The sequence below is a fragment of the Shewanella sp. SR1 genome, assembly GCF_020447145.1.
In the GTDB taxonomy this organism is placed as follows: Bacteria; Pseudomonadota; Gammaproteobacteria; order Enterobacterales; family Shewanellaceae; genus Shewanella; species Shewanella baltica.
Genome location: NZ_JAJAEF010000004.1, coordinates 254,325 through 274,291 on the forward strand (window position 1 = coordinate 254,325; position 19,967 = coordinate 274,291).

Consider the following 19,967-nt stretch of genomic DNA (forward strand, 5'->3'; position numbering starts at 1 on the left):
CTCTTTAGCTAAGTAGTAAAACTTTGATGCGAGGTGATACTCAATGCCCCAACGCGGGGCCGCGGAGTCTAGCAAAATCCGCGGCGTTTTTATAGGCAATTATCATGTCTCAGTTAATATCCTCTTAGACACGGGAAACTAGAGCCGAAGCTTGCAGGTATTTTTGGGTAAATTCAGCGGCAGGCACAGGTCTTGAGAACAAGTAACCTTGGCCGTAGTCACACCCTGCTGCCAACAACACTTGGCGCTGCGCCTCAGTTTCGACACCTTCGGCAATCACCTTCATCCCCAACTTGTGGGCCATCACTATTATCGCCTCACAGAGAATTTGATCGTTTGAATCGGTATCAATATGGCGGGTAAAAGATTGATCAATTTTAAGATAATCGATATCAAACTTTTTCAGATAGGCGAGTGACGAGCAGCCCGTACCAAAATCGTCCAGCGACACTTGCACGCCCGCATCACGGTAGGCCAGTAGTTTTTCGGTCACGCCCATACTGGCGTCCAATAGCAAGCCCTCGGTAATTTCAACGCACACGCCCGCGCCCGTGATATTGAGATCTTGCAACAACTTCAACCAATCATTGAGCAGCGTGCCCTCATCGCGAAATTGGATTGGGGATTTATTGACGCTGATTTGGATTTCAACCCCTAACTCGTGGCGCCAAGCCGCACTTTGACGCGCAGCTTGCTCAAACACCCAATTACCGATTTCAACTATCAGCCCAGTGTCTTCCGCCACCGGAATAAACTCGGCGGGTGACACAGCGCCACGCTCAGTATGGTGCCAGCGGATCAAGGCCTCGGCCTTAGTCACATCCCCCGTCGCTAAGGCAACAATCGGTTGATAATGCAGTTCAAATTCTTTATTCACGACCGCTTGACGTAAATCTTGGATCAAGCGCATGCGGTATTTGGCGTATTCCTGCATCGATGGGGTGAAATAGTTGAAACGATTGCGCCCTTGATCTTTCGCCGCATACATCGCCTGATCCGCATGCTTAAGCAGTCCTTCAATACTGGTCGAATCATCGGGATACAAAGTGATCCCTATACTGGCGCTGATGTAAGCCGTTTCTTCACCCAGCACATAGGGCTCGGCAATTCGCCGCAGAATATTCTCGGCAACGCGCTCAATGCCCTTATGATCGTCCATCGAACTTAACACTACAGTAAATTCATCGCCGCCAAGGCGCGCCACGACATCGGCATCACGCACGCAGGATTTTAAGCGGCTCGCGGTTTCTATCAGCAGTAAATCGCCCATGGCATGGCCTAAGGTGTCATTCACTTCTTTAAAGAAATCTAAGTCCAAGAACAATAAGGCAAAGTGATTGCGATTGCGGTCAGCGTTTTTCACTTCGCTGCTTAAATACTCCAATAACATGCGCCGATTGGGCAAGCCTGTCAGCGTATCGTAGTTGGCTTGCTTCCAGATCAGATGCTCATTTTGCTTCTTGTCGGTAATGTCAGAAAACAGCGCCACCCGCCGATAGGGATGGCCTTCTTTGTCATTGATGGTATTGATGGTTAACCAGATGACATATTCCTCGCCGTTCTTGCGCCGCTGCCACATTTCCCCTTGCCATTGGCCCTTTTCACGGATCTCATTGTTCATTTGAGTGTAAAAATCGCGACCATTGAGGTCACAATAAAGCAACCGAATATGTTGATCCCGCACTTCAAATTCACGATAGCCCGTCATCACACTAAAGGCGGCGTTGACGGTAATAATCACGCCCTTTTCATCGAGGACACTCATGGCTTCAGAGCTGTTATCGTAAACCAGTGCCGACAATTTTAACGATTCTTCGATAAGTTTTGCGTCGGTAATATCGGTATAGGTTCCGCACATCCGCAGGGCATTGTTGTTTGCATCTCTGCTCACGACTTTACCTGTATCAAGGATCCACCGCACCTTACGGTTTACGGTATTTAAGCGGTACTCCATCTTATGTTGCGCCGTTTCGCCACGAATATGGGCCTCAATCGAATGCAGCACTTTAGGTCTGTCTTCGGCGACTATCGCGTCCATCCATTGGCGACTGTTGGCGTTGAGCATATCCACATCGCAGCCGAGAATATCGGCGCTGCGGGCGTTACGTTCGATACGATCATTACGAATATCCCAATCCCATACCCCAAGATCGCTACTGCTCAGCACCAGTTCGAGTTGCTCACGACTAGCAAGTACCTCTTGGTCGGCAAAGGCTTGGGCAGTAATATCTAAATATCCAGCAATAACAAGCAACACGGCGTTATTGCCCCCCCGTTTGCAGGCGACTGTCATATGGGTGTAAACCACGCTGCCGTCTTTAACGATAAAACGCTTATCCATCTCGTAATTATCGATATCGCCTTGCAGCATAAGCTCAAATTTCAGCGCATCGGTTTCTAAATCATCGGGATGGGTGATTTGCGCCCACGTCATCCGCAGCAATTCAGCCTCTGAATATTTGAGCATTTGGCATAAACGTGGATTCACCTTTATCCACTTTTGGTCAATCCCCGTTATCGCAATACCAATGTTGCCCGCGTTGAATTGGCTGCGAAATAGAAAATCGTCCTGTAGACGAATTTGTTCATCACGTTCTAACTCAAAACGCCGTGACAACAGGCGGCTCAGCAGCCAAGTCGCAATAGGGAAAATGGTGAGCACAGGTAGGGTGACTTGTTCGAGTAAGGGCATTCCTATGCCATTAGGTAAAAATACGAACCACAACAACATCACGATATGGACTGCATAGGCGAAGAGAAAGATTTCTCCACCTGAAATGTTCGCTAAATAGGATTTACGATATTGACGCCAAATCACCCCGATTAACCCGGATGACACTATCACGCCGACACCAATCCACATCCCCGCGCCACCAATACTGATGCGATATAGCGCCGTCATCACTACAGCAATAAAGGTCGGCAAACCACCGAAAAAGAGGCCAGAAATACAGAGGATAACCGAGCGAGTATCGAAGAAAACGCCCGGTTGGTATATCCAAGGCGTGCTCATGATGGTGATACCAATACCACCGATGAGCATCCCAATAATGATACGCCACAGCAAGAAATACTGCCGCTGATGCTTTTTAGGGATCACGTCGTACAAAAATACCAACGCCAGCAGCAAAGCCGCATTTTGCACTAACGGAAAGAGAATACCTTTATCCATGACTCAGGGAGCGACTCCAATAAATGAGGGGGCTTGATACAATTTTAACATTCCCATCACTAGTGTAGCAGAATCACTTAGAAATCATGCGCTAATTCCTTTTACCACATCACACTTTGTATATGCTGCATCACACTTTGCAATAGAGTTGTTGACGATATTGTTCAGCAATGGAATGCCAGTCAAAACGCTGTGCCATGGCCGCCACACGCACCTTTGACCATGTTTTCCCCTCGAAACAAGCAATGGCTTGCATCAACCTTTGCAAAAACGCTTCGGCTTGCTCGTCTAAGCTATTGCCGTTAAAAGCAAAACCAGTCACGCCATCCTCAACGGTATCCTTCAATCCGCCCACACCATGCACTAAGCAAGGCTGTCCGGCGCGCATCGCGAGCATTTGACTGATGCCACAGGGCTCAAAGGAGCTTGGCATTAAGAAGAGATCGCCATGCTGATACAGCGCCTCGGATAACGCCTCGTTATATCCCTGCAAAAATAATAGGTTATCGTATTTAGCCCCTAACACTTGGAAGGATTTAGCAATCGATGCGTCGCCACTGCCGAGTAAAATCAGTAGCGCCGTCGGTTTTATCTGCTTCAACGCTTTAAGTAAGGTCTCAAGCACAGATAAGCCCGAGGGTAATTGATGGCGCAGCAGTAAGACTTTTTGGTCGGTCAAACGGCCCACCGAAGTGAGTAACAGACTCGGTACTTGCTCCGCCATCGCTTGACGCCAATGGGCTTGCGTGCGCGCAAAGGCAATCATATCTACGCCGCTCACTTGCGCTTGATGTCCCTGCCATTGCACTAACGCAGTTTCAACCGCACTCAGCAATTGCTTGAACTCGGGTACTTGAATACGCGCAGGTGGCTTAGCGGGTAAATCCGATACTGACGAATAGACACAGCCATTTAAAATCCCCACCACTTTGCCGTCATTAGCCTTGAGCTGTAAGTCATGTTCTAGCCCTTCGCCCCCAAAGAATCCCGCCTCAGGTTTGGAGGGCTGTAACACTTCTTTGGCGTAACTGGGTGAGACTAAATGCACTTTATCACTCAGCACTATCCCCATGCGCATTGGGTTAACGCAGTGGGGATAACGCGGATCGGTGATCAGCTGTTTTTGCCCCTGCGTTAAAGACGCAAATAACTCGGGAAACCAAGCCGCAAACGAGGACGAGTCTTGGCTTAACGGACGTATCCCCTGCAGCGCAAGATTGTGGATGGAGAACACACACTCAATTTCTTTGAGGACACTGAACTCAGGCACAAACGCCCTTAGCATGGCTAAGCAGCCCGCATGCCAGTCATGTAAATGCAGCACAGCGGGCATTGGCACTCGGCCTGTAACTAATGCCGTGGCGACGCTCGCGCAAAGGAAAGCAAACTTAGTTGCATCGTCAGCAAAAGGACGCTCGGCGCTGCCTTGGCTGTAAATTTGCCCAGGAACGGATTGCCATAATGCATGTTCGAGCAGATAAATCATCGCCTCTGGCACTTGAGGATGGGGCATGGAAAACACGTGCACCCGCTCTAATCGACCGCCAAAGGCCACAGTTAACTCACCCAGATCTTGGGGTTGATTCGCGACCGCAGTCAAAAAGCCATAGCTTGGCATAATCACATCGACGCACAAATCCACACCCGCCAAAGCGTCGGGTAAATCACGGATCACATCCGCCATACCGCCAACCTTGGCGCCCGCAAGGGCACCGTTTTCAGCCGCGACCATTAAAATGCGTTGTTTCAATTAATTGGATACTCCCGCTACTTCATTTCAGCGGCTTATTAATAAGCTGACTGTACCTAAGCGCTTAATCTAAGGGCTTAATCTAAACACTTAACTTAATGCCCGTAGTTAAAGCTTGTGCTTAAGCCCGTTCCTAAGCCGTTTGTGCTCATTATGCTTGGCGACTAAAAAGATGAATTGCAACCGCTATTCATAACCCACTGGTAAACCTAGCATGTCACGGGTCACTAAAGTGACGCCTTTTTCCGACACCCTAAAGCCTTTAGCTCTGTCGTGATCATGGTTATAGCCTATTACCATGCCTTCGGGAATAATGCAGCCACGGTCGAGTATCGCATTCTTGATTTTGCAATGGCGCAGCACGACCACATCGGGTAGCACGACTGAATCTTCAACCAACGAATAAGAACACACGCGCACTTCGTTAAACAATACGCTACGGCGCACGGTCGCACCCGAAATAATACAACCGCCCGAAACAATCGAGTCCAGCGCCATACCGCGTCTGTCATCGTCATCAAACACAAATTTAGCGGGTGGCAATTGTTCTTGGAAAGTCCAAATTGGCCATTTGGCATCGTACAAATTCAGTGCTGGCGTGGGCGATAACAGCTCCATATTCGCTTGCCAGAAAGAGTCTAGCGTCCCCACATCGCGCCAATAGGCTTGCTCGTTCGGGAAAGCGCTCTTAAAGGGATAGGCGAACACATTATGTTTTTCGATGATCGCAGGAATAATATCCTTACCAAAATCCCGATCTGAGCTTTCGTTTAGGGCATCTTTCTTGAGCTGGTCAAACAAAAACTCAGTGTTAAACACATAGTTGCCCATAGATGCTAAACACATTTCTGGATTACCCGGAGAATGCTTAGGCTGCAGCGGCTTTTCTTCAAAGCCTAAAATGCGCATCTCTTCGTCGACTTCCATCACCCCAAACGAACCCGCCGCTTCGGCAATCGGCACTTCAAGGCATGAGACTGTCATGTCTGCACCCGACTCGGCATGGGCGGCTAATAACCCCGCATAATCCATGCGATACACATGATCGCCCGACAGCACCATCACATACTTAGGTAACTCGTGGCGAATGATGTCGATGTTTTGGAATACCGCATCGGCCGTGCCTTGATACCAGTTTTCCGAGTAGCGTTGTGAGGCGGGTAAAATCTCCACCGACTCGCCTAACTCTTTCTTAAAATGGCCCCAACCGCGCATTACATGGCGGATCAAGGAATGCGACTTGTACTGTGTGACCACACCCACGCGGCGAATACCCGAGTTGATGCAGTTAGACAGCGGAAAATCGATAATACGAAACTTACCACCGAAATACAGCGCCGGTTTAGCACGCCAATCCGTGAGTTCATGCAAGCGAGACCCGCGCCCACCAGCTAAAATCAACGCATAGGTTTCACGAGTTAAATTACTGATATAACGAACATTAGACATAGGCTCTTACTCCGAAATCGGCAAACTGATTGCCCATAAATGGCTTCTCGATACGGCAGAAACTGCCGTATTCCCCTGAGTATTTCTCACTTGCATTCCCCATTCCTTCCATTGATTGTTTCTTTCCTTTCAAACACTTATACTCATCCGCTATAACAAGACTTATAACCCAGAGCCCTGCCCTTACAGTTTCCAAATTTCATCGCGATAACCCGCGATCGTCACATCACTCGAAAAACGCCCGCTGGCGGCGGTATTGCGAATACTCATTTGCGTCCAAACCTGCGGATCTTTATAGGCCCGCGCCACGGCTTCTTGTACGACTCGATAACTGTCAAAGTCGGCGGCCGTCATCCATTGATCGTCGCTACTTTCGATGGCGGCAATAATAGGATCGAAAATCCCAGGCTCCAGCAGATTGAAATGACCACTCTTGAGTAACTTCATCACCTCAGATAACGCCGGTGAATCGTCAATAATGCTGCGTGGATGATAGTGGTTACGTACCTCTGAGACCTGCTCCGCATTGAGTCCAAACAGGAAGAAGTTCTCTGAGCCTACTTCCTCTAACATCTCGATATTGGCGCCATCCATAGTGCCAATCGTCAGTGCGCCGTTCATCATGAACTTCATATTGCCCGTGCCCGATGCTTCTTTACCCGCGGTCGAAATTTGCTCGGATAAATCCGTTCCCGGGCAGATTTTTTCCATGGCGCTGACGTTGTAATTGGGTAAGAAAGCAAAACGTAGATAAGGCGTGACTAAAGGATCGGAATTGACCATATGGGCGACATTGCTGGCGAGCTTGATGATCAACTTAGCCATAAAGTAACCGGGCGCCGCTTTACCGCCGATCAACACGCAACGTGGCACCATGTTTTCGGTGTGGCCTTGTTGGATCTGATGATAGAGATGAACCACATGTAAGATATTGAGCAGCTGGCGTTTATATTCGTGAATACGCTTCACTTGCACATCAAACAACATAGATGGATCGAACTCGACGCCACATTCTTTAGCAATCATCTTAGCCAGCAAAGACTTGTTGGCTTGCTTCACATCACGCCATTTTTGGATAAATGCCGTGTCCTGTGTGAGGGCATTAAGCGCCGTTAACTGGCTTAAATCTGTCACCCACTCTTTACCTAAATGGGCGGTCAATAACTTAGCTAAGGCAGGATTACAATGGGCAAGCCAACGCCTTGGGGTCACGCCATTGGTGCGGTTATTAAACTTGTGCGGCCACAACTCATAGAAATCCTTAAACAACCCAGATTTAAGCAGTTGCGTGTGTAAACCCGCGACGCCGTTGACCGAAAAACTCGCCACAATCGCCAGATACGCCATACGCACATGGGGATGGGGGCCATCTTGAATAATCGACATGCTCGCCAGTTTGCTAGCGTCCCCCGGCCAGTGGTGGGCGACTAAATCTAAGTAGCGGGCGTTGATTTCATAAATGATTTCTAAAATGCGTGGCAGCATCTGCGCCATCATGCGCACGGGCCAGCGCTCTAGTGCTTCTGGCAATAGGGTATGGTTAGTGTACGCCATGGTTTGGCTGGTGATCGCCCACGCACTGTCCCATTCCAAACCGTATTCGTCGATCAATAACCGCATCAACTCAGGTACGGCAATACTGGGGTGAGTGTCGTTCAGCTGCATCACATTTTTAGCGGCAAACTGGGTGAAATCATGACCATGACGACTCACCCAACGTTTGAGCAAATCTTGCAAACTGGCGGAGGATAAAAAGTATTGCTGACGTAATCGCAGCTCTTTGCCGTTCTCGCTCGCATCATTAGGATAGAGCACCATAGTGATCTGCTCGGCCAAGTTTTTACGGGCCACGGCTTCTGTGTAGTCGCCTTGGTTAAACTCAGCTAAATCAAAATCATCGGTCGCTTCGGCCTTCCACAATCTCAGGGTATTCACCCGTCCATTGCGATAACCGGGAACTGGCATGTCATAGGCGACGGCGAGCACATCTTGGGTTTCAACCCAAATAATGTGTCTGCGGCCCTGTTTATCGACATAGGATTCAGTGTGACCAAAAAATGGCACTGTCACGTTGTGGGTCGGCACGCGCACTTCCCACGGATTGCCTTCGCGCAGCCAACGGTCGGGACGCTCAACCTGATAACCGTCGACTATCTTCTGGGCGAACATGCCATATTCGTAACGTATGCCATAACCCGTCACGGATAAGTCCATACTGGCGCAGCTATCGAGGAAACACGCCGCCAATCGACCTAAACCGCCGTTACCTAAACCGGCATCATGTTCGGCTTCTTCTAACTCTTCCAGTGATACCGCATAGTTGCTCAAGGCATCACGGCTATCTTGCTGTAAATCTAAACTCAGCAGTGCATTACCTAGCGCCCTGCCCATCAAAAACTCAAGGGATAAATACGCCACTTGCTTGCGCTGAAAATGGCTGTCATCCACACGGGTCTGACGCCAATTGTCTAGCATCTGCTCTTTGACGCTATAGGCCAACGCTTGAAATAATTCGCAGCTCACACCTTCGCCACGGCTGAGTCCATAACGTAAATGGCGCTCAAAGGAAGCGGGTAAGGCATCGCAGGGCTCACAGGGTTCAACGGCTTTAGGCTTGGCCTGACGCTTAGCTGGCGCCTTCTTACTCGCCGCTTTTGGCGAGGATGATACGGGTTTTTCGCTGGTATTTGGGCTCAGTTCGCTTTCGTCAGTCATAGTTAATTCCTTCATTTCTTGAAAATCAAATCAGCATGAAAAAGCATGAGACTGCGATCTTGCAGCAAGTATCGCGTCGTAGAGATCTGAGCATCCAGCGGCTCAGTTTGGGTGTGGATCAGGCATTGCCACGGACTCAAGTGCTCAAAGGTCGGCGGCGTAAATGCCAAAGGATTGTCGTCGGCGTTGACCATCAACAGCAGAGCTTGCTGCTTACCTTGGCCTTCTAGGTCACCCGAAAGCACTACAGATAAACTGCGGCACATAGATTCAGTCCACAGGCTCTTGGTCATTTGCTCACCTTGACGACTAAACCAATCTAAGCGAGCACCGGTATCGGCTAAAGATTCGGCCAATAACTGTTCATGAATGAAGCGTTTAGCGCATAACAACGGGAAACGTTTGCGCAGGGCGATAAGCTGCTGAGTAAAGGCTAACAGCTCAGTGTCCATGCCCTTTTCCGACCAATCAAACCAGTTCAGTTCATTGTCTTGGCAATAGGCATTATTGTTACCTTGCTGGGTGCGGCCCGTTTCATCGCCGCTCAACAACATAGGCACTCCTTGGGATAAAAATAGCGTAGTCAATAAGTTACGTTGTTGACGACTGCGAAGTGCCAGAATTGCGCTATCTTCGGTTTCCCCTTCAATCCCATAATGATGACTGAAGTTTTCTTGGTGACCGTCGCGATTATCTTCCCCATTCGCCAAATTGTGGCGCTGGGTATAACTCACTAAATCTTTGAGGGTAAAACCGTCGTGGCTGGTTAGAAAATTAAGACTGGTCGCAGGCGGACGGCCGCCATGCTCGAAGAAATCCCCCGAGCCGTGAAAACGCCGAGCAAATTCGGGCAACATGCTGTGATCGCCGCGCCAGAAGCGGCGCATAGTGTCTCTGTATCTGTCATTCCACTCGCTAAAAGCCACGGGGAAATTACCTAATTGATAACCGCCAGGGCCAATATCCCAAGGCTCAGCAATCAATTTTACTCGGCACAACACAGGGTCTTGCAACAGCGCATCGAAGAAACCTGAGCCGGGATCAAAACCATAGGCCTCGCGACCTAGGCAGGCCGCTAAGTCGAATCGAAATCCATCGACGCCCATGATTTCTACCCAGTAACGCAGCGAATCAAGCACGAGCTGCAACATACGTGGATGGTTGATATTTAAGGTGTTTCCGCATCCCGTATCGTTAATGTAAAAACGCTTATCATTCGGATGCAGGCGGTAATAACTGAGATTATCTATGCCACGAAAACTAAAGGTTGGCCCAAGTCGACTGCCCTCGGCGCTGTGGTTATAGACCACATCGAGGATCACTTCGATACCCGCACCGTGGAGTGCATCCACCATAGCGCGAAACTCACCAATATCGTCGGATGACAGATAACTCGGCTCAGGGGCAAAAAAGCCAATACTGTTGTAACCCCAATAATTGGTAAGCTTTTTCTCGAGCAAAAATGGTTCAGTAAAAAAGGCCTGTACTGGAAGTAACTCGACGCACGTCACCCCAAGTTCGGCCAAATAATCGATAGCCGGCCGAGTCGCTAAGCCTGCAAAGGTGGCACGTTTATTCGGTTCAATCTCAGGATGCGCCGCCGTAAAGCCTTTAACGTGCATTTCATAAATAATACTGCGCTCTAGGGGTTTGGGCTGAAACCTGGTCGCGACAGGCTGAATCGACTGCTTAGCGGCGATGTCGATTAATGGACGAATGTCCACAACCTTACATTTTGGCACATGGGCAGCGTTATCTAACTTACTGAAAGATAAGTCTTCATCCTTGTGATCCAGCTCGTAACCATAGTTAGACTCATGGTCGCTATACTCACCGACCAGCTGGCGGGCATAGGGGTCGAGCAATAGCTTATTGGGGTTAAATCTGTGGCCAAGCTGAGGCTCATAGGAGCCATAAACGCGATAGCCGTAGAGTTGCCCCGCCTTAAGCCCCTGCACAAACACATGCCAGATTTGCTGGGTTTGTTCAGTTAACGCAATCCGCGCGACTTCTTGCTCGCCATTGTCATCAAATAGGCATAACTCGACCGCTGTCGCGTGAGCTGAAAATAACGCAAAGTTGACACCATCGCCTTCAACATTAGCACCGAGCGGAAAAGGCTCACCGGCGCCCAAGGCCCATTTCTCATTTTGAGAGGGGTTATGTTTAGCGTCAGGGTTGAGCTTGATATCATCAGCCGTGGGCTTTTGCATACTAGTTCGCCTCAGCCAATCCAGTTACAGGCCCTATCACTAGGCAACCTAAGGGCGGCACAGTGATCAGCGCGCTCTGCGCCATGCCCTGCCACGGCAGCGACTCAGCAACGACAGTGCCCGCATTACCTTGGTTACTGCCACCATAAATCTGGCTATCGCTATTCAGGTATTCGCGGTAATCCCTCGCCAGGGGCAAACCAATACGGAATCCAGTATGCAATTGGGGTGTCATATTGATGACAAACACTAACGGCGCATCACCCGCTAACCCGTAACGCACAAAAGTAAAGATGCTGTCGCGGCTATTTTCACAATCTAGCCAACTGAATCCTGCCCCCTCGTAATCTTGAACCGATAAAGCAGGCATGGCTTGATATAAGTGATTGAGATCTTTAAGCCAACGTTGCACACCTTGGTGCGGTTCATAGGCCAATAAGTGCCAATCTAAACTCTGGTTATGGTTCCACTCATTTCGCTGACCAAACTCGCAGCCCATAAAGAGTAATTTCTTACCGGGATGCCCCCACATAAAACCGTAATAAGCACGCAGGGTCGCAAATTTCTGCCAATCGTCACCGGGAATTTTATGCAGCAACGAGCCCTTACCATGGACCACTTCATCGTGACTCACGGACAGCATAAATTGCTCGGTATAGGCGTACATCAAACTGAAGGTCAATTGATGATGGTGGAATTGGCGGTAAAGCGGATCTCGGCCTAAGTAGCCTAAGCTGTCATTCATCCAGCCCATGTTCCATTTAAAGCCAAAGCCGAGACCTTGCTGATCCGTCGGTTTAGTCACCCCCGCAAAGGCGGTGGACTCTTCGGCGATCATGCAAATGCCGGGGAAAGCTTGGTATAGGCGTTGATTCAAAATTTGTAAGAAACTAATGGCTTCGAGATTCTCCCGTCCACCATAGGCATTAGGCAGCCATTGGCCCGGCTCGCGGCTGTAATCGAGATACAACATAGAAGACACGGCATCGAGACGCAGACCATCAAAATGAAACTCCCGCAGCCAGTAACAGGCATTACTCAACAAGAAGCTGCGCACTTCACCGCGATCATAGTTATAAATCAAGGTATCCCAATCGGGATGTGTGCCCTTGCGAGGATCTTCATGCTCATACAAACAAGTGCCATCGAAACGCACTAAGCCGTGGGGATCCTTAGGAAAATGCGCCGACACCCAATCGAGGATGATACCAATTCCCGCCTGATGGCAGGCATCCACAAAGGCTTTTAACCCATTGGCATCGCCAAATCTGTGGGTCGGTGCATAGAGACCCACAGGCTGATATCCCCACGAACCATCGAAGGGAAACTCGCTGATCGGCATCAGTTCAATGTGGGTAAAACCTTGCTCCTTCACATAGGGAATAAGCTGTTCAATCAAGTCTTGATAATCAAGATATTGCTCGCCTTGCTCTCCCTTACGACGCCACGAACCTAAGTGCACTTCGTAGGCCGACATGGGCGCTTTATGCCAAGCAGTCGCCGCTCGCTTACTCATCCAAGCGGTATCATTCCAACTGTGATGGGCTTTTGGGGGCACGATAGAAGCATTATGGGGCGCGCATTCCATTTGAGTCGCCATGGGGTCGGACTTGGTATGACGCTCACCATTTTGGTAAACCAAATCAAACTTATAGTGGGCGCCTTCAACCACATTGGGCAGAAATAGCTCCCACAAACCATTGGCAAGATGTTGGCGCATTACATGGCGAGTATCGTCCCAATGGTTGAAATCCCCCACCACAGAAACCCGTTTGGCATTGGGTGCCCACACACAAAAATGCACACCTTCAACGCCTTGGGTCTGACGCCAGTTGGCGCCTAAAAACTCATAGGCGCGCTCGGCGCTGCCTTCACCAAACAGGTAAATATCGTCACTATTGAGCAGTGAATCAAACTGATAAGGGTCGACTATATCTAGCTGACACAGGGGGTATTCTACCCGCAGCAAATAGAGAAACGGTTTGACGCGTCGCCCCAGAGTACCGGCGAACAGTCCCTGCTCGTTGACTTTGTCCAGACTCGCTACTTTGCGGCCATCTTTAATGCTGATCACATCCACACTGAGGGCATTGCGTAAAAAACAACGAACAATTAATGCCTTACCCTCGTTGGCACTGTGCATACCCAAAAGCGAAAAAACATCAGTGTATTGACCATTAAGTAGGGCGACGTCGGCGCCATCGTAGAAATAGGCATTGGCTTGAGTCATCATTTTTCTTCCGTTTATCAGTCAATTAAACTTGCAAATTGGCACTCTTTATCCGCATAACACCTCCTAATTATCGAACCTTTAGGGATGGCATAATGTGGCACTGGATCAGCAGCATTAGCTCGGCAGCTGTCTCGCCGCAGCGATATTTTGTAATCGCTGCAGTATCTCCGGCGAAGCCGACACTTGCGTTAAACTCAGCGGCAAGCGGCGCTGCCAGTTAGGATATTCGAGCCAAGTGCCGGGAATGTTCACCGCATGGCGATCGGCTAATAAATCACACAGTTGCACGCTGTACAGCGCACTATTTCCGCGAGCACCTAGGGTCATCCAAGCCGTGAGCAAGGTTTGAATATCGAGTTCGGCTATCGTCACCTCGGCTAACAGACCTTGAGCGACTAACAGTGAAATAAGCTGCTGCTTTTCATGCTCCCGCCCTGCGAGCGCATCGCCCAATTGTTCGTCAGAATCAAATAGGGATAACTGTCGACGCAGGTGCAAATCGCTGCCACACCACCAAGCTACTAAAGTCGGTACATCGTGGTTCGCCAGCATCATCAGGCTCTGGGACTTGTATTGATCCGGTGATTTAAAGCCTTGATGGTCTTTGCAGAAATAGAACAATTCGTTGGAGTAAATGCCAGAAGTGTAGAGACGATGAATAATGTCCGGCGGCACTAGCCCTAAGTCTTCACCAATCACCACACAGCGGGCGCGTTGACTCTCAAGGCAAACGATGGCGAGCATGGTTTCAACGGGATAATACACATAGGCACCGTGGCCGAGTTGTTTATCCAGTGGCCACCACCAGAGGCGCAGTAAGCCCATCACGTGATCGATACGCAAGGCGCCACAGCTTTCCATATTGGCACGGATCAAGGAGATAAAATGACTGAAATTATGTTGTTTTAACTTCACCGGATCGAGGGGCGTTAAGCCCCAATTTTGCCCTTGGGGCGCAAAGGGATCGGGCGGTGCGCCGATACTGGCATGCAAACAAAACTGCTCGGCATTGGCCTGTACTTCACTGCCCTGCAGCGCTGCGCCAACGGCCAAATCACGGATTAATCCCAACCCCATGCCCACTTCTTTCGCTTTTAGCTGGCAAAGGTGTAACTGGTTTTCGGCCACAAATTGCAGGTAAAGATAGAAACCTTCCTCTTGTACAAACGCTTTTGGGCTACGTAAGTATTCCGCTTGAGCAAACTCTTGCAGCGCAGTGCCCTGCTCACGCACAAACTCATGGAATCTTTGCGCTCTGGGCGTGTCGTTTGCTAAATGGGTTTCACAAAAAACGCGATATAACTGCTCAAAGGCACGGTATTTGAGCTCACTCACCTTAGGATAATCGAGCCAATTGTCACGATTCAGTAAGGCGATGGCCTCTATCCAAGTAGCGCTTGAAAATTCAGTGGTAAGTGCTTGGTATTCAGGAACGCTTTGTAATTGAATATAAAGAGGATTGAGTCTGCGGCGATCGCACGGACTATAGGGACTCGGATGCTCTGGCGCCGCAATGTCGAGGGCATGCAAGGGATTGAGTTGAATGAAATCCGCGCCCTGCGCCGCCACCAGCGCGATCAGTTGTTCTAAATCGCCAAAGTCACCGATGCCCCACTGGCTCTCGCTGCGTAAACTGTAGAGTTGAACGCTGATCCCCCAAGGTTTATGGCGCTTACCTTGGGCGACAGCCGTGAGTACGCCTTGATAAGCGGCCCGCGGTGCCACCATTAAGGTGCCAGAAAACAAGGTGCTGGTATCAGCCTCTGCCGTCACACTGCTCTGTAGCGACGAGCTTGGCGCTTGTGCACTTATCTCTAGGGCATGTTTTAAGCTTAAAGCTATGCGATGAAAGCCCAAACCTAACACAGAGAAATCACTCGCATTTTTGTCAGCTGCATGCGCAAATGAGTCTTGGTTTTTGATTAAGGCTGGGTTGTTAGTGAACTCTTGGCTGCTCAGGAAATAGGACGCTAAATTCACCGCCTCAGTCTCAGCGGGCATTGAATGTTCAGGGGAAGCTTGGGTCTTGGCCTCAGCTAAATCGAGGCGTGCTAATCCCAGTTGCGTAAGATCAAGGCGATAATGGAGATAAAGCGTTTGTTCAATACGGTAATCGCCAATCGACTTAAGCGCCGAGAACGGCACATCAAATACGATAGACTCACCCTGTTCGCATTCAATCGCCACACTCAGATCTGAGGTATAGGTTTCAGGTAAACAAAGGCTTATCCAAGGTTCATCCACGAAACACCAATGGAATTCAGGTAGAACCTGAGTCCAAGGACGGGCATCCAGCAAGTCAATTTGTGAGGCGATCAGCGCTTCGGTCAATACCGCATCGACGTTAGTCAGCCCAGCATCACTCGATAACGCCTCTGTAGCAGAAGCATCAATGGCAGTCCCTGCCACAGTGTTTTTTTCCTGTAACATACAGGTCAAGATACCTTGCCTGTCTACCTCGGAAATATGGATCTCTTGGCCAAAACAATCAGTAAATTCTGCTCCAACCCCCCGCAAATATAGCAACTTTTCCAGCCCCATATTTTGTCGCCCCCGCGACCGCTCATCCATAGCTTTAGATATACAGTAACCATGCCAACCAAAAGTAACAAGAAGATGACATAAATATTTCAGAGAAATAACAAAAAACTTTTTCAAAAAATCAGTAACTTACTAGAAGCACTCAGTTATGTTCGCGCGCAGTGACAATCGAAATAATAAACATGGAACGCACCAACTTGGGGCATGCGTTCAGCAAGAGGGCAAGCATGCTTCCCAAGGCATTGACGAAAGGCAGTCACGAGAGGCAGTTACAAAAGACAAACACTGTTCAGGGAACTAAGGCATAGAAATAACATGACAGGCGTAAGACATTTATATGTCATAGCATTCGAACTAAAACCCAATGAATAAGACCCAAAACATATCGACTAGTGAGTTCGGTGCAACACTTTGTATCAATTGCACTTTATAACTTGAACAGCCTATCTCTCCTCTGTCAACATCTCATCTCGCTACAGCGTAGAAACATAATAACAACATTACATTCATGGAGCCTGATATGCCCTCGCTTATCCGCCAGAGGCTCGCTCGATGGAACGCTAAAGCAGAAACTCCCCAATGATGATTGAGAATAAGGATATGAAATGAAGAAGTTATCAGGATTACTGTTTGTCGGCTGCATAGCCTTAACCGGTTGTGAAGGAAGTACTGATGGTGATCTAACGCCAACGCCACCGACGCCCGATCCCACTCCGCCAGCCTTAGCTGCGGATGTGTGTTATTTAATGAAAACCACAAAAGGCGATATCACACTCGCCATTGACTTAACGAACATGCCCATCACAGGTAAAAACTTTAAGCAGTATGTTGATAAGTCTTTCTATAACGGCACCTTATTCCATAGAACCGTTAATAACTTTATGATCCAAGGCGGCGGTTTTACCACAGGGCTCAAAAGCAAACCAGGCGATGCGCCCATCAAGAATGAAGCCGCTGTCGGTATTAGCAACAAACGTGGCACTATCGCGATGGCTAGAACCACAGTGCCAGATTCTGCAACATCACAGTTCTTTATCAATGTGCTAGATAATCCCGATCTGGATGCGTCCGCTAGCGAATTTGGTTATGCCGTGTTTGGCAAAGTGGTTGACGGCATGGATGTGGCGGATCAGATAAGCATAGTTCCGACAAAAAGTAGCGGTGGTTTCGCCAACACGCCAGTACAAGAAATTCTGATTAACTCTGTGGCTAAAACAAGCTGCCCTGCAGCTTAAGCATCTAAAAAGACGCACAACTAAACGACATCGAGTTAAAAGCAAAAAAGCACTGAAGATTCAGTGCTTTTTCATTTTAAAAACGAATCGATTTTAACGTCTAATCATTTAAAACATGATCTAAACGATTACTCGTCGCCTTGGATCTTCCCGACCAAGAGCATAGGCGCCGCATCAATTTTATCGGCGTCCATCATAGTCGCGATACGCTCAACGGCAGAGAGCAATTGACTCTGCTCCCATTCTTCAAGATTCTGATAACGCTTAATAAAATGATCCTGTAACGGTTTTGGCGAGTCCTGTAACAGCGCTCGGCCCGCATCGCTTAGGTATAAATGCACCTTACGTTTATCAGTCTCACTGCGCAAACGGATCACTAAACCACGGCCCTCGAGTCGATCGATAATGGTCGTCACAGTCGCAGGGCTCAGCGTGATCTCTTCCGCCACAGTTTTCGCCAATGGCGCATCCAATTGGGCGATTTTTTGCATCACCATCAATTGCGGCCCAGTTAAACCTGAATGTTTGTTCAGCTGGCGAGAATGAATGTCGATAGCGCGTATCACTCGACGCAGCGAAATGAGCAGTTGTTCGTACTTTTCCATAATGTCCCGTCCCAGTTGTCCAGTGCACCTTACCAGAAAGCGCGACTGAACTCACCAAGAGGAGGCACTTTTATGGTAAAAGTCCCTTACATTACAACATGAATTGGCGCGATACCGACAACACCAGGCGCTCGTCACTGGTATCTAAGTTCATGCTGGTATCTTCAGCGGCAAGGCTGAAATCAAAGCCGCTCCAGCTGGTCATATAGGCAACGCGGAAGTGATTAAAGGATTTACCGCCATCCCATGGCCATTTGTCTTCATCGAGTGACGTCGAGCGGTCAACACTGAAGCGAATATCATGGCCTTCGGCAACGCTAATCGTATGGCCGAGCAACATAGTGTAATGTCCGCCGCCCAAACCAAAGTAGTCCCATGTGTAGGTTAACTTAGCTTCAGAGTGGCCAAGGGAAGTGTCGTAACCTAGCTTGCTATACAGCTCAGGATAGTTGTATTCATCTGAGAAAGAGTCCCCGTGGTAGGTGTAATAGGCCAGCCCGACATCGAGACTCAGTTGCTTGTTAAGCTGAAAGTACTTACCCGCATAGGCATCGAGCTCTAACCAAGTGTCATCGCTGCCACCAAAGTCGACGTTCGAGGTAAAGCCGCCCACGTACCATCCCGAATCAAAACCGTAATCCAGACTGCCTTGCAGTGCTGGGCCGTTGTCCGTTTGGCTGACACCGTTAAAAGTGTAATCCGACGTCGCCGTCACAGTGGCCGATAATCCGGCATTCGCAGCAGTCGACATCAATAACAATCCACCAGCGACAAGATAAAAACATTTTGATTTCATTATTAATTTTTCCATTAGTTAGCTAGCTCAATTTTAGTAAAGTCGATTTTGTTCTCTTTTGGCGAGCGCTCAATGGCACGAACTGTTTGCAATTGCGTCATCATGATGTAACCAAAACAGCTAAAGATCAGGCCCAGTGCGATTGCACCAACCCATTGAATTTGAAGAAAGTCTAATTGAAAGAGTAATGTCAGACTGCAGAGCAACACTAAGTTAAAGCTGACATATTTAAGCTTGCCTAAACGCTCAATCGTCAGATTAAGATTGTCGGTATACAGGCGTACCAGTGAGTCGAGTGAGTTAATCACAAAGGTCACCCCTACAATCACCATCGCCAGATTATAGAAGCCCGAGGTATCTAACCCATTGGCGCTGTAGTAATAAAGCACAGTGAACCAGATAGCGATGGGAATAGACGGAAACACCATCATGGCCAGCAGCACTTGATAGGTTTTCATCCCGCCGACAAAGCGCGAGGTAAATTGACCAATCATAATGCTCCACGCAAACCACCAGAACAGATAAAACTCATGGTAGTCGTTGATGGGTAACACAAAATGTTGAATATTGCCGAAGTAGTCGCCCAGCATGGCAAAGGTCGTAAAGAACTCGCCCACACTCGAGTCAGCCGATAAAAATGCACTGGCCCACATCATGGCAATCAAGCCTAAAAATAACCAAGTGCTGGCTAAGCTCAAAATACGCACATAACGTATGCTAGTGCTGGAATACACCGCCGCGGCGATCACCATAAATACGATTAAATAAAAGCTACCGACTATGGTTTCGCCATCACCTAATTCGGGTAAGTACCAGGGCAAATTGCTTAATAACAAATAGGCGGTAAAGGCACAGGTACCAATAATCACGATATTATTAATGAACTTGACCAAAGGAATGTCGAAGAACTTCACCCTAGGTTCAATCACACAAAAATAGAAGCAGGTTAAAAAGTAGAAACCCCAAATCAAGAAGGCCCAAAAGCCAAACTCAATCGCCAGCGGATTGGTAAAGCCGTATTCAGGACTCGCCGCCACATTGGCATAGCCGGCAAACTCGGTCAGCGGAAACATGATCAAGCCGACATCAAGGCCAGAGGTGAACAGAATCGCGATAAAGGTAAACGTACGCACAGGCGTCACACCGATACAGCGAATGTTACCCCAGCGATAAATCACAAACGCAATCGCGGTAAAAGTGAACAGTATCCCTGCGGATAATAACCAGGTCATAGGATGCACTCCGTCCCAGTCGATAC

11 protein-coding genes are annotated in these 19,967 nt (G+C 48.8%); 1 reads left to right on the top strand and 10 read right to left on the bottom strand.

The window, feature by feature from the left end; translation table 11 throughout:
• Nucleotides 1–124: 124 nt before the first annotated feature.
• The 7 genes from KV201_RS05755 to malQ form a co-directional block, all read right to left on the bottom strand.
• The gene (locus KV201_RS05755) at nucleotides 125–3,172 is read right to left on the bottom strand and encodes an EAL domain-containing protein (protein WP_226058777.1); all 3,048 of its coding nucleotides are present in this window, start codon (nucleotides 3,170–3,172) and stop codon (nucleotides 125–127) included.
• A 130-nt stretch (nucleotides 3,173–3,302) separates the two neighbouring features.
• Nucleotides 3,303–4,922 carry a glycogen synthase gene (locus KV201_RS05760; protein WP_226058778.1) on the bottom strand — a complete coding sequence of 540 codons (1,620 nt, stop codon included), beginning with the start codon at nucleotides 4,920–4,922 and terminating at the stop codon, nucleotides 3,303–3,305.
• Between the two features lie 186 nt (nucleotides 4,923–5,108).
• A complete protein-coding gene (gene glgC / locus KV201_RS05765; RefSeq protein WP_006085131.1) occupies nucleotides 5,109–6,371 on the bottom strand; it encodes a glucose-1-phosphate adenylyltransferase in 1,263 nt (420 codons plus the stop codon).
• Nucleotides 6,372–6,554: 183 nt separating this feature from the next.
• Nucleotides 6,555–9,086: a glycogen/starch/alpha-glucan phosphorylase gene (locus tag KV201_RS05770; protein ID WP_226058779.1), complete on the bottom strand. Its 2,532-nt coding sequence runs from the start codon at nucleotides 9,084–9,086 to the stop codon at nucleotides 6,555–6,557.
• 11 nt (nucleotides 9,087–9,097) lie between these two features.
• Nucleotides 9,098–11,299: a glycogen debranching protein GlgX gene (glgX, locus tag KV201_RS05775; RefSeq protein WP_226058780.1), complete on the bottom strand. Its 2,202-nt coding sequence runs from the start codon at nucleotides 11,297–11,299 to the stop codon at nucleotides 9,098–9,100.
• 1 nt (nucleotide 11,300) lies between these two features.
• Complete coding sequence (gene glgB / locus KV201_RS05780; RefSeq protein WP_226058781.1) at nucleotides 11,301–13,532, bottom strand: 1,4-alpha-glucan branching protein GlgB; 2,232 nt, start codon at nucleotides 13,530–13,532, stop codon at nucleotides 11,301–11,303.
• A 114-nt stretch (nucleotides 13,533–13,646) separates the two neighbouring features.
• Nucleotides 13,647–16,073, bottom strand: a complete 2,427-nt coding sequence (gene malQ, locus KV201_RS05785) for a 4-alpha-glucanotransferase (protein ID WP_226058782.1) — start codon at nucleotides 16,071–16,073, stop codon at nucleotides 13,647–13,649.
• 605 nt (nucleotides 16,074–16,678) lie between these two features.
• On the opposite strand from malQ, the gene KV201_RS05790 reads away from it, so the two are divergent.
• Nucleotides 16,679–17,308 carry a peptidylprolyl isomerase gene (locus tag KV201_RS05790; protein ID WP_226058783.1) on the top strand — a complete coding sequence of 210 codons (630 nt, stop codon included), beginning with the start codon at nucleotides 16,679–16,681 and terminating at the stop codon, nucleotides 17,306–17,308.
• Nucleotides 17,309–17,436: 128 nt separating this feature from the next.
• Here KV201_RS05790 and KV201_RS05795 read toward each other — a convergent pair whose 3' ends face one another.
• The 3 genes from KV201_RS05795 to KV201_RS05805 form a co-directional block, all read right to left on the bottom strand.
• A complete protein-coding gene (locus KV201_RS05795; RefSeq protein ID WP_006080852.1) occupies nucleotides 17,437–17,913 on the bottom strand; it encodes a MarR family winged helix-turn-helix transcriptional regulator in 477 nt (158 codons plus the stop codon).
• 91 nt (nucleotides 17,914–18,004) lie between these two features.
• Nucleotides 18,005–18,709, bottom strand: coding sequence for a TorF family putative porin (locus KV201_RS05800; protein ID WP_107404099.1), 705 nt, complete (start codon nucleotides 18,707–18,709; stop codon nucleotides 18,005–18,007).
• 14 nt (nucleotides 18,710–18,723) lie between these two features.
• Entirely contained in the window at nucleotides 18,724–19,941 is a 1,218-nt protein-coding gene (locus KV201_RS05805) for a choline transporter (protein ID WP_071939148.1), read from the bottom strand.
• Nucleotides 19,942–19,967 lie beyond the last annotated feature (26 nt).

Coding starts and splice junctions, on each gene's coding strand:
- KV201_RS05805 (WP_071939148.1), bottom strand. CDS start 19,941: ATGACCTGGTTATTATCCGCAGGGATACTGTTCACTTTTACCGCGATT.
- KV201_RS05770 (WP_226058779.1), bottom strand. CDS start 9,086: ATGACTGACGAAAGCGAACTGAGCCCAAATACCAGCGAAAAACCCGTA.
- glgB (WP_226058781.1), bottom strand. CDS start 13,532: ATGATGACTCAAGCCAATGCCTATTTCTACGATGGCGCCGACGTCGCC.
- KV201_RS05800 (WP_107404099.1), bottom strand. CDS start 18,709: ATGAAATCAAAATGTTTTTATCTTGTCGCTGGTGGATTGTTATTGATG.
- glgC (WP_006085131.1), bottom strand. CDS start 6,371: ATGTCTAATGTTCGTTATATCAGTAATTTAACTCGTGAAACCTATGCG.
- KV201_RS05795 (WP_006080852.1), bottom strand. CDS start 17,913: ATGGAAAAGTACGAACAACTGCTCATTTCGCTGCGTCGAGTGATACGC.
- glgX (WP_226058780.1), bottom strand. CDS start 11,299: ATGCAAAAGCCCACGGCTGATGATATCAAGCTCAACCCTGACGCTAAA.
- KV201_RS05755 (WP_226058777.1), bottom strand. CDS start 3,172: ATGGATAAAGGTATTCTCTTTCCGTTAGTGCAAAATGCGGCTTTGCTG.
- malQ (WP_226058782.1), bottom strand. CDS start 16,073: ATGGGGCTGGAAAAGTTGCTATATTTGCGGGGGGTTGGAGCAGAATTT.
- KV201_RS05790 (WP_226058783.1), top strand. CDS start 16,679: ATGAAGAAGTTATCAGGATTACTGTTTGTCGGCTGCATAGCCTTAACC.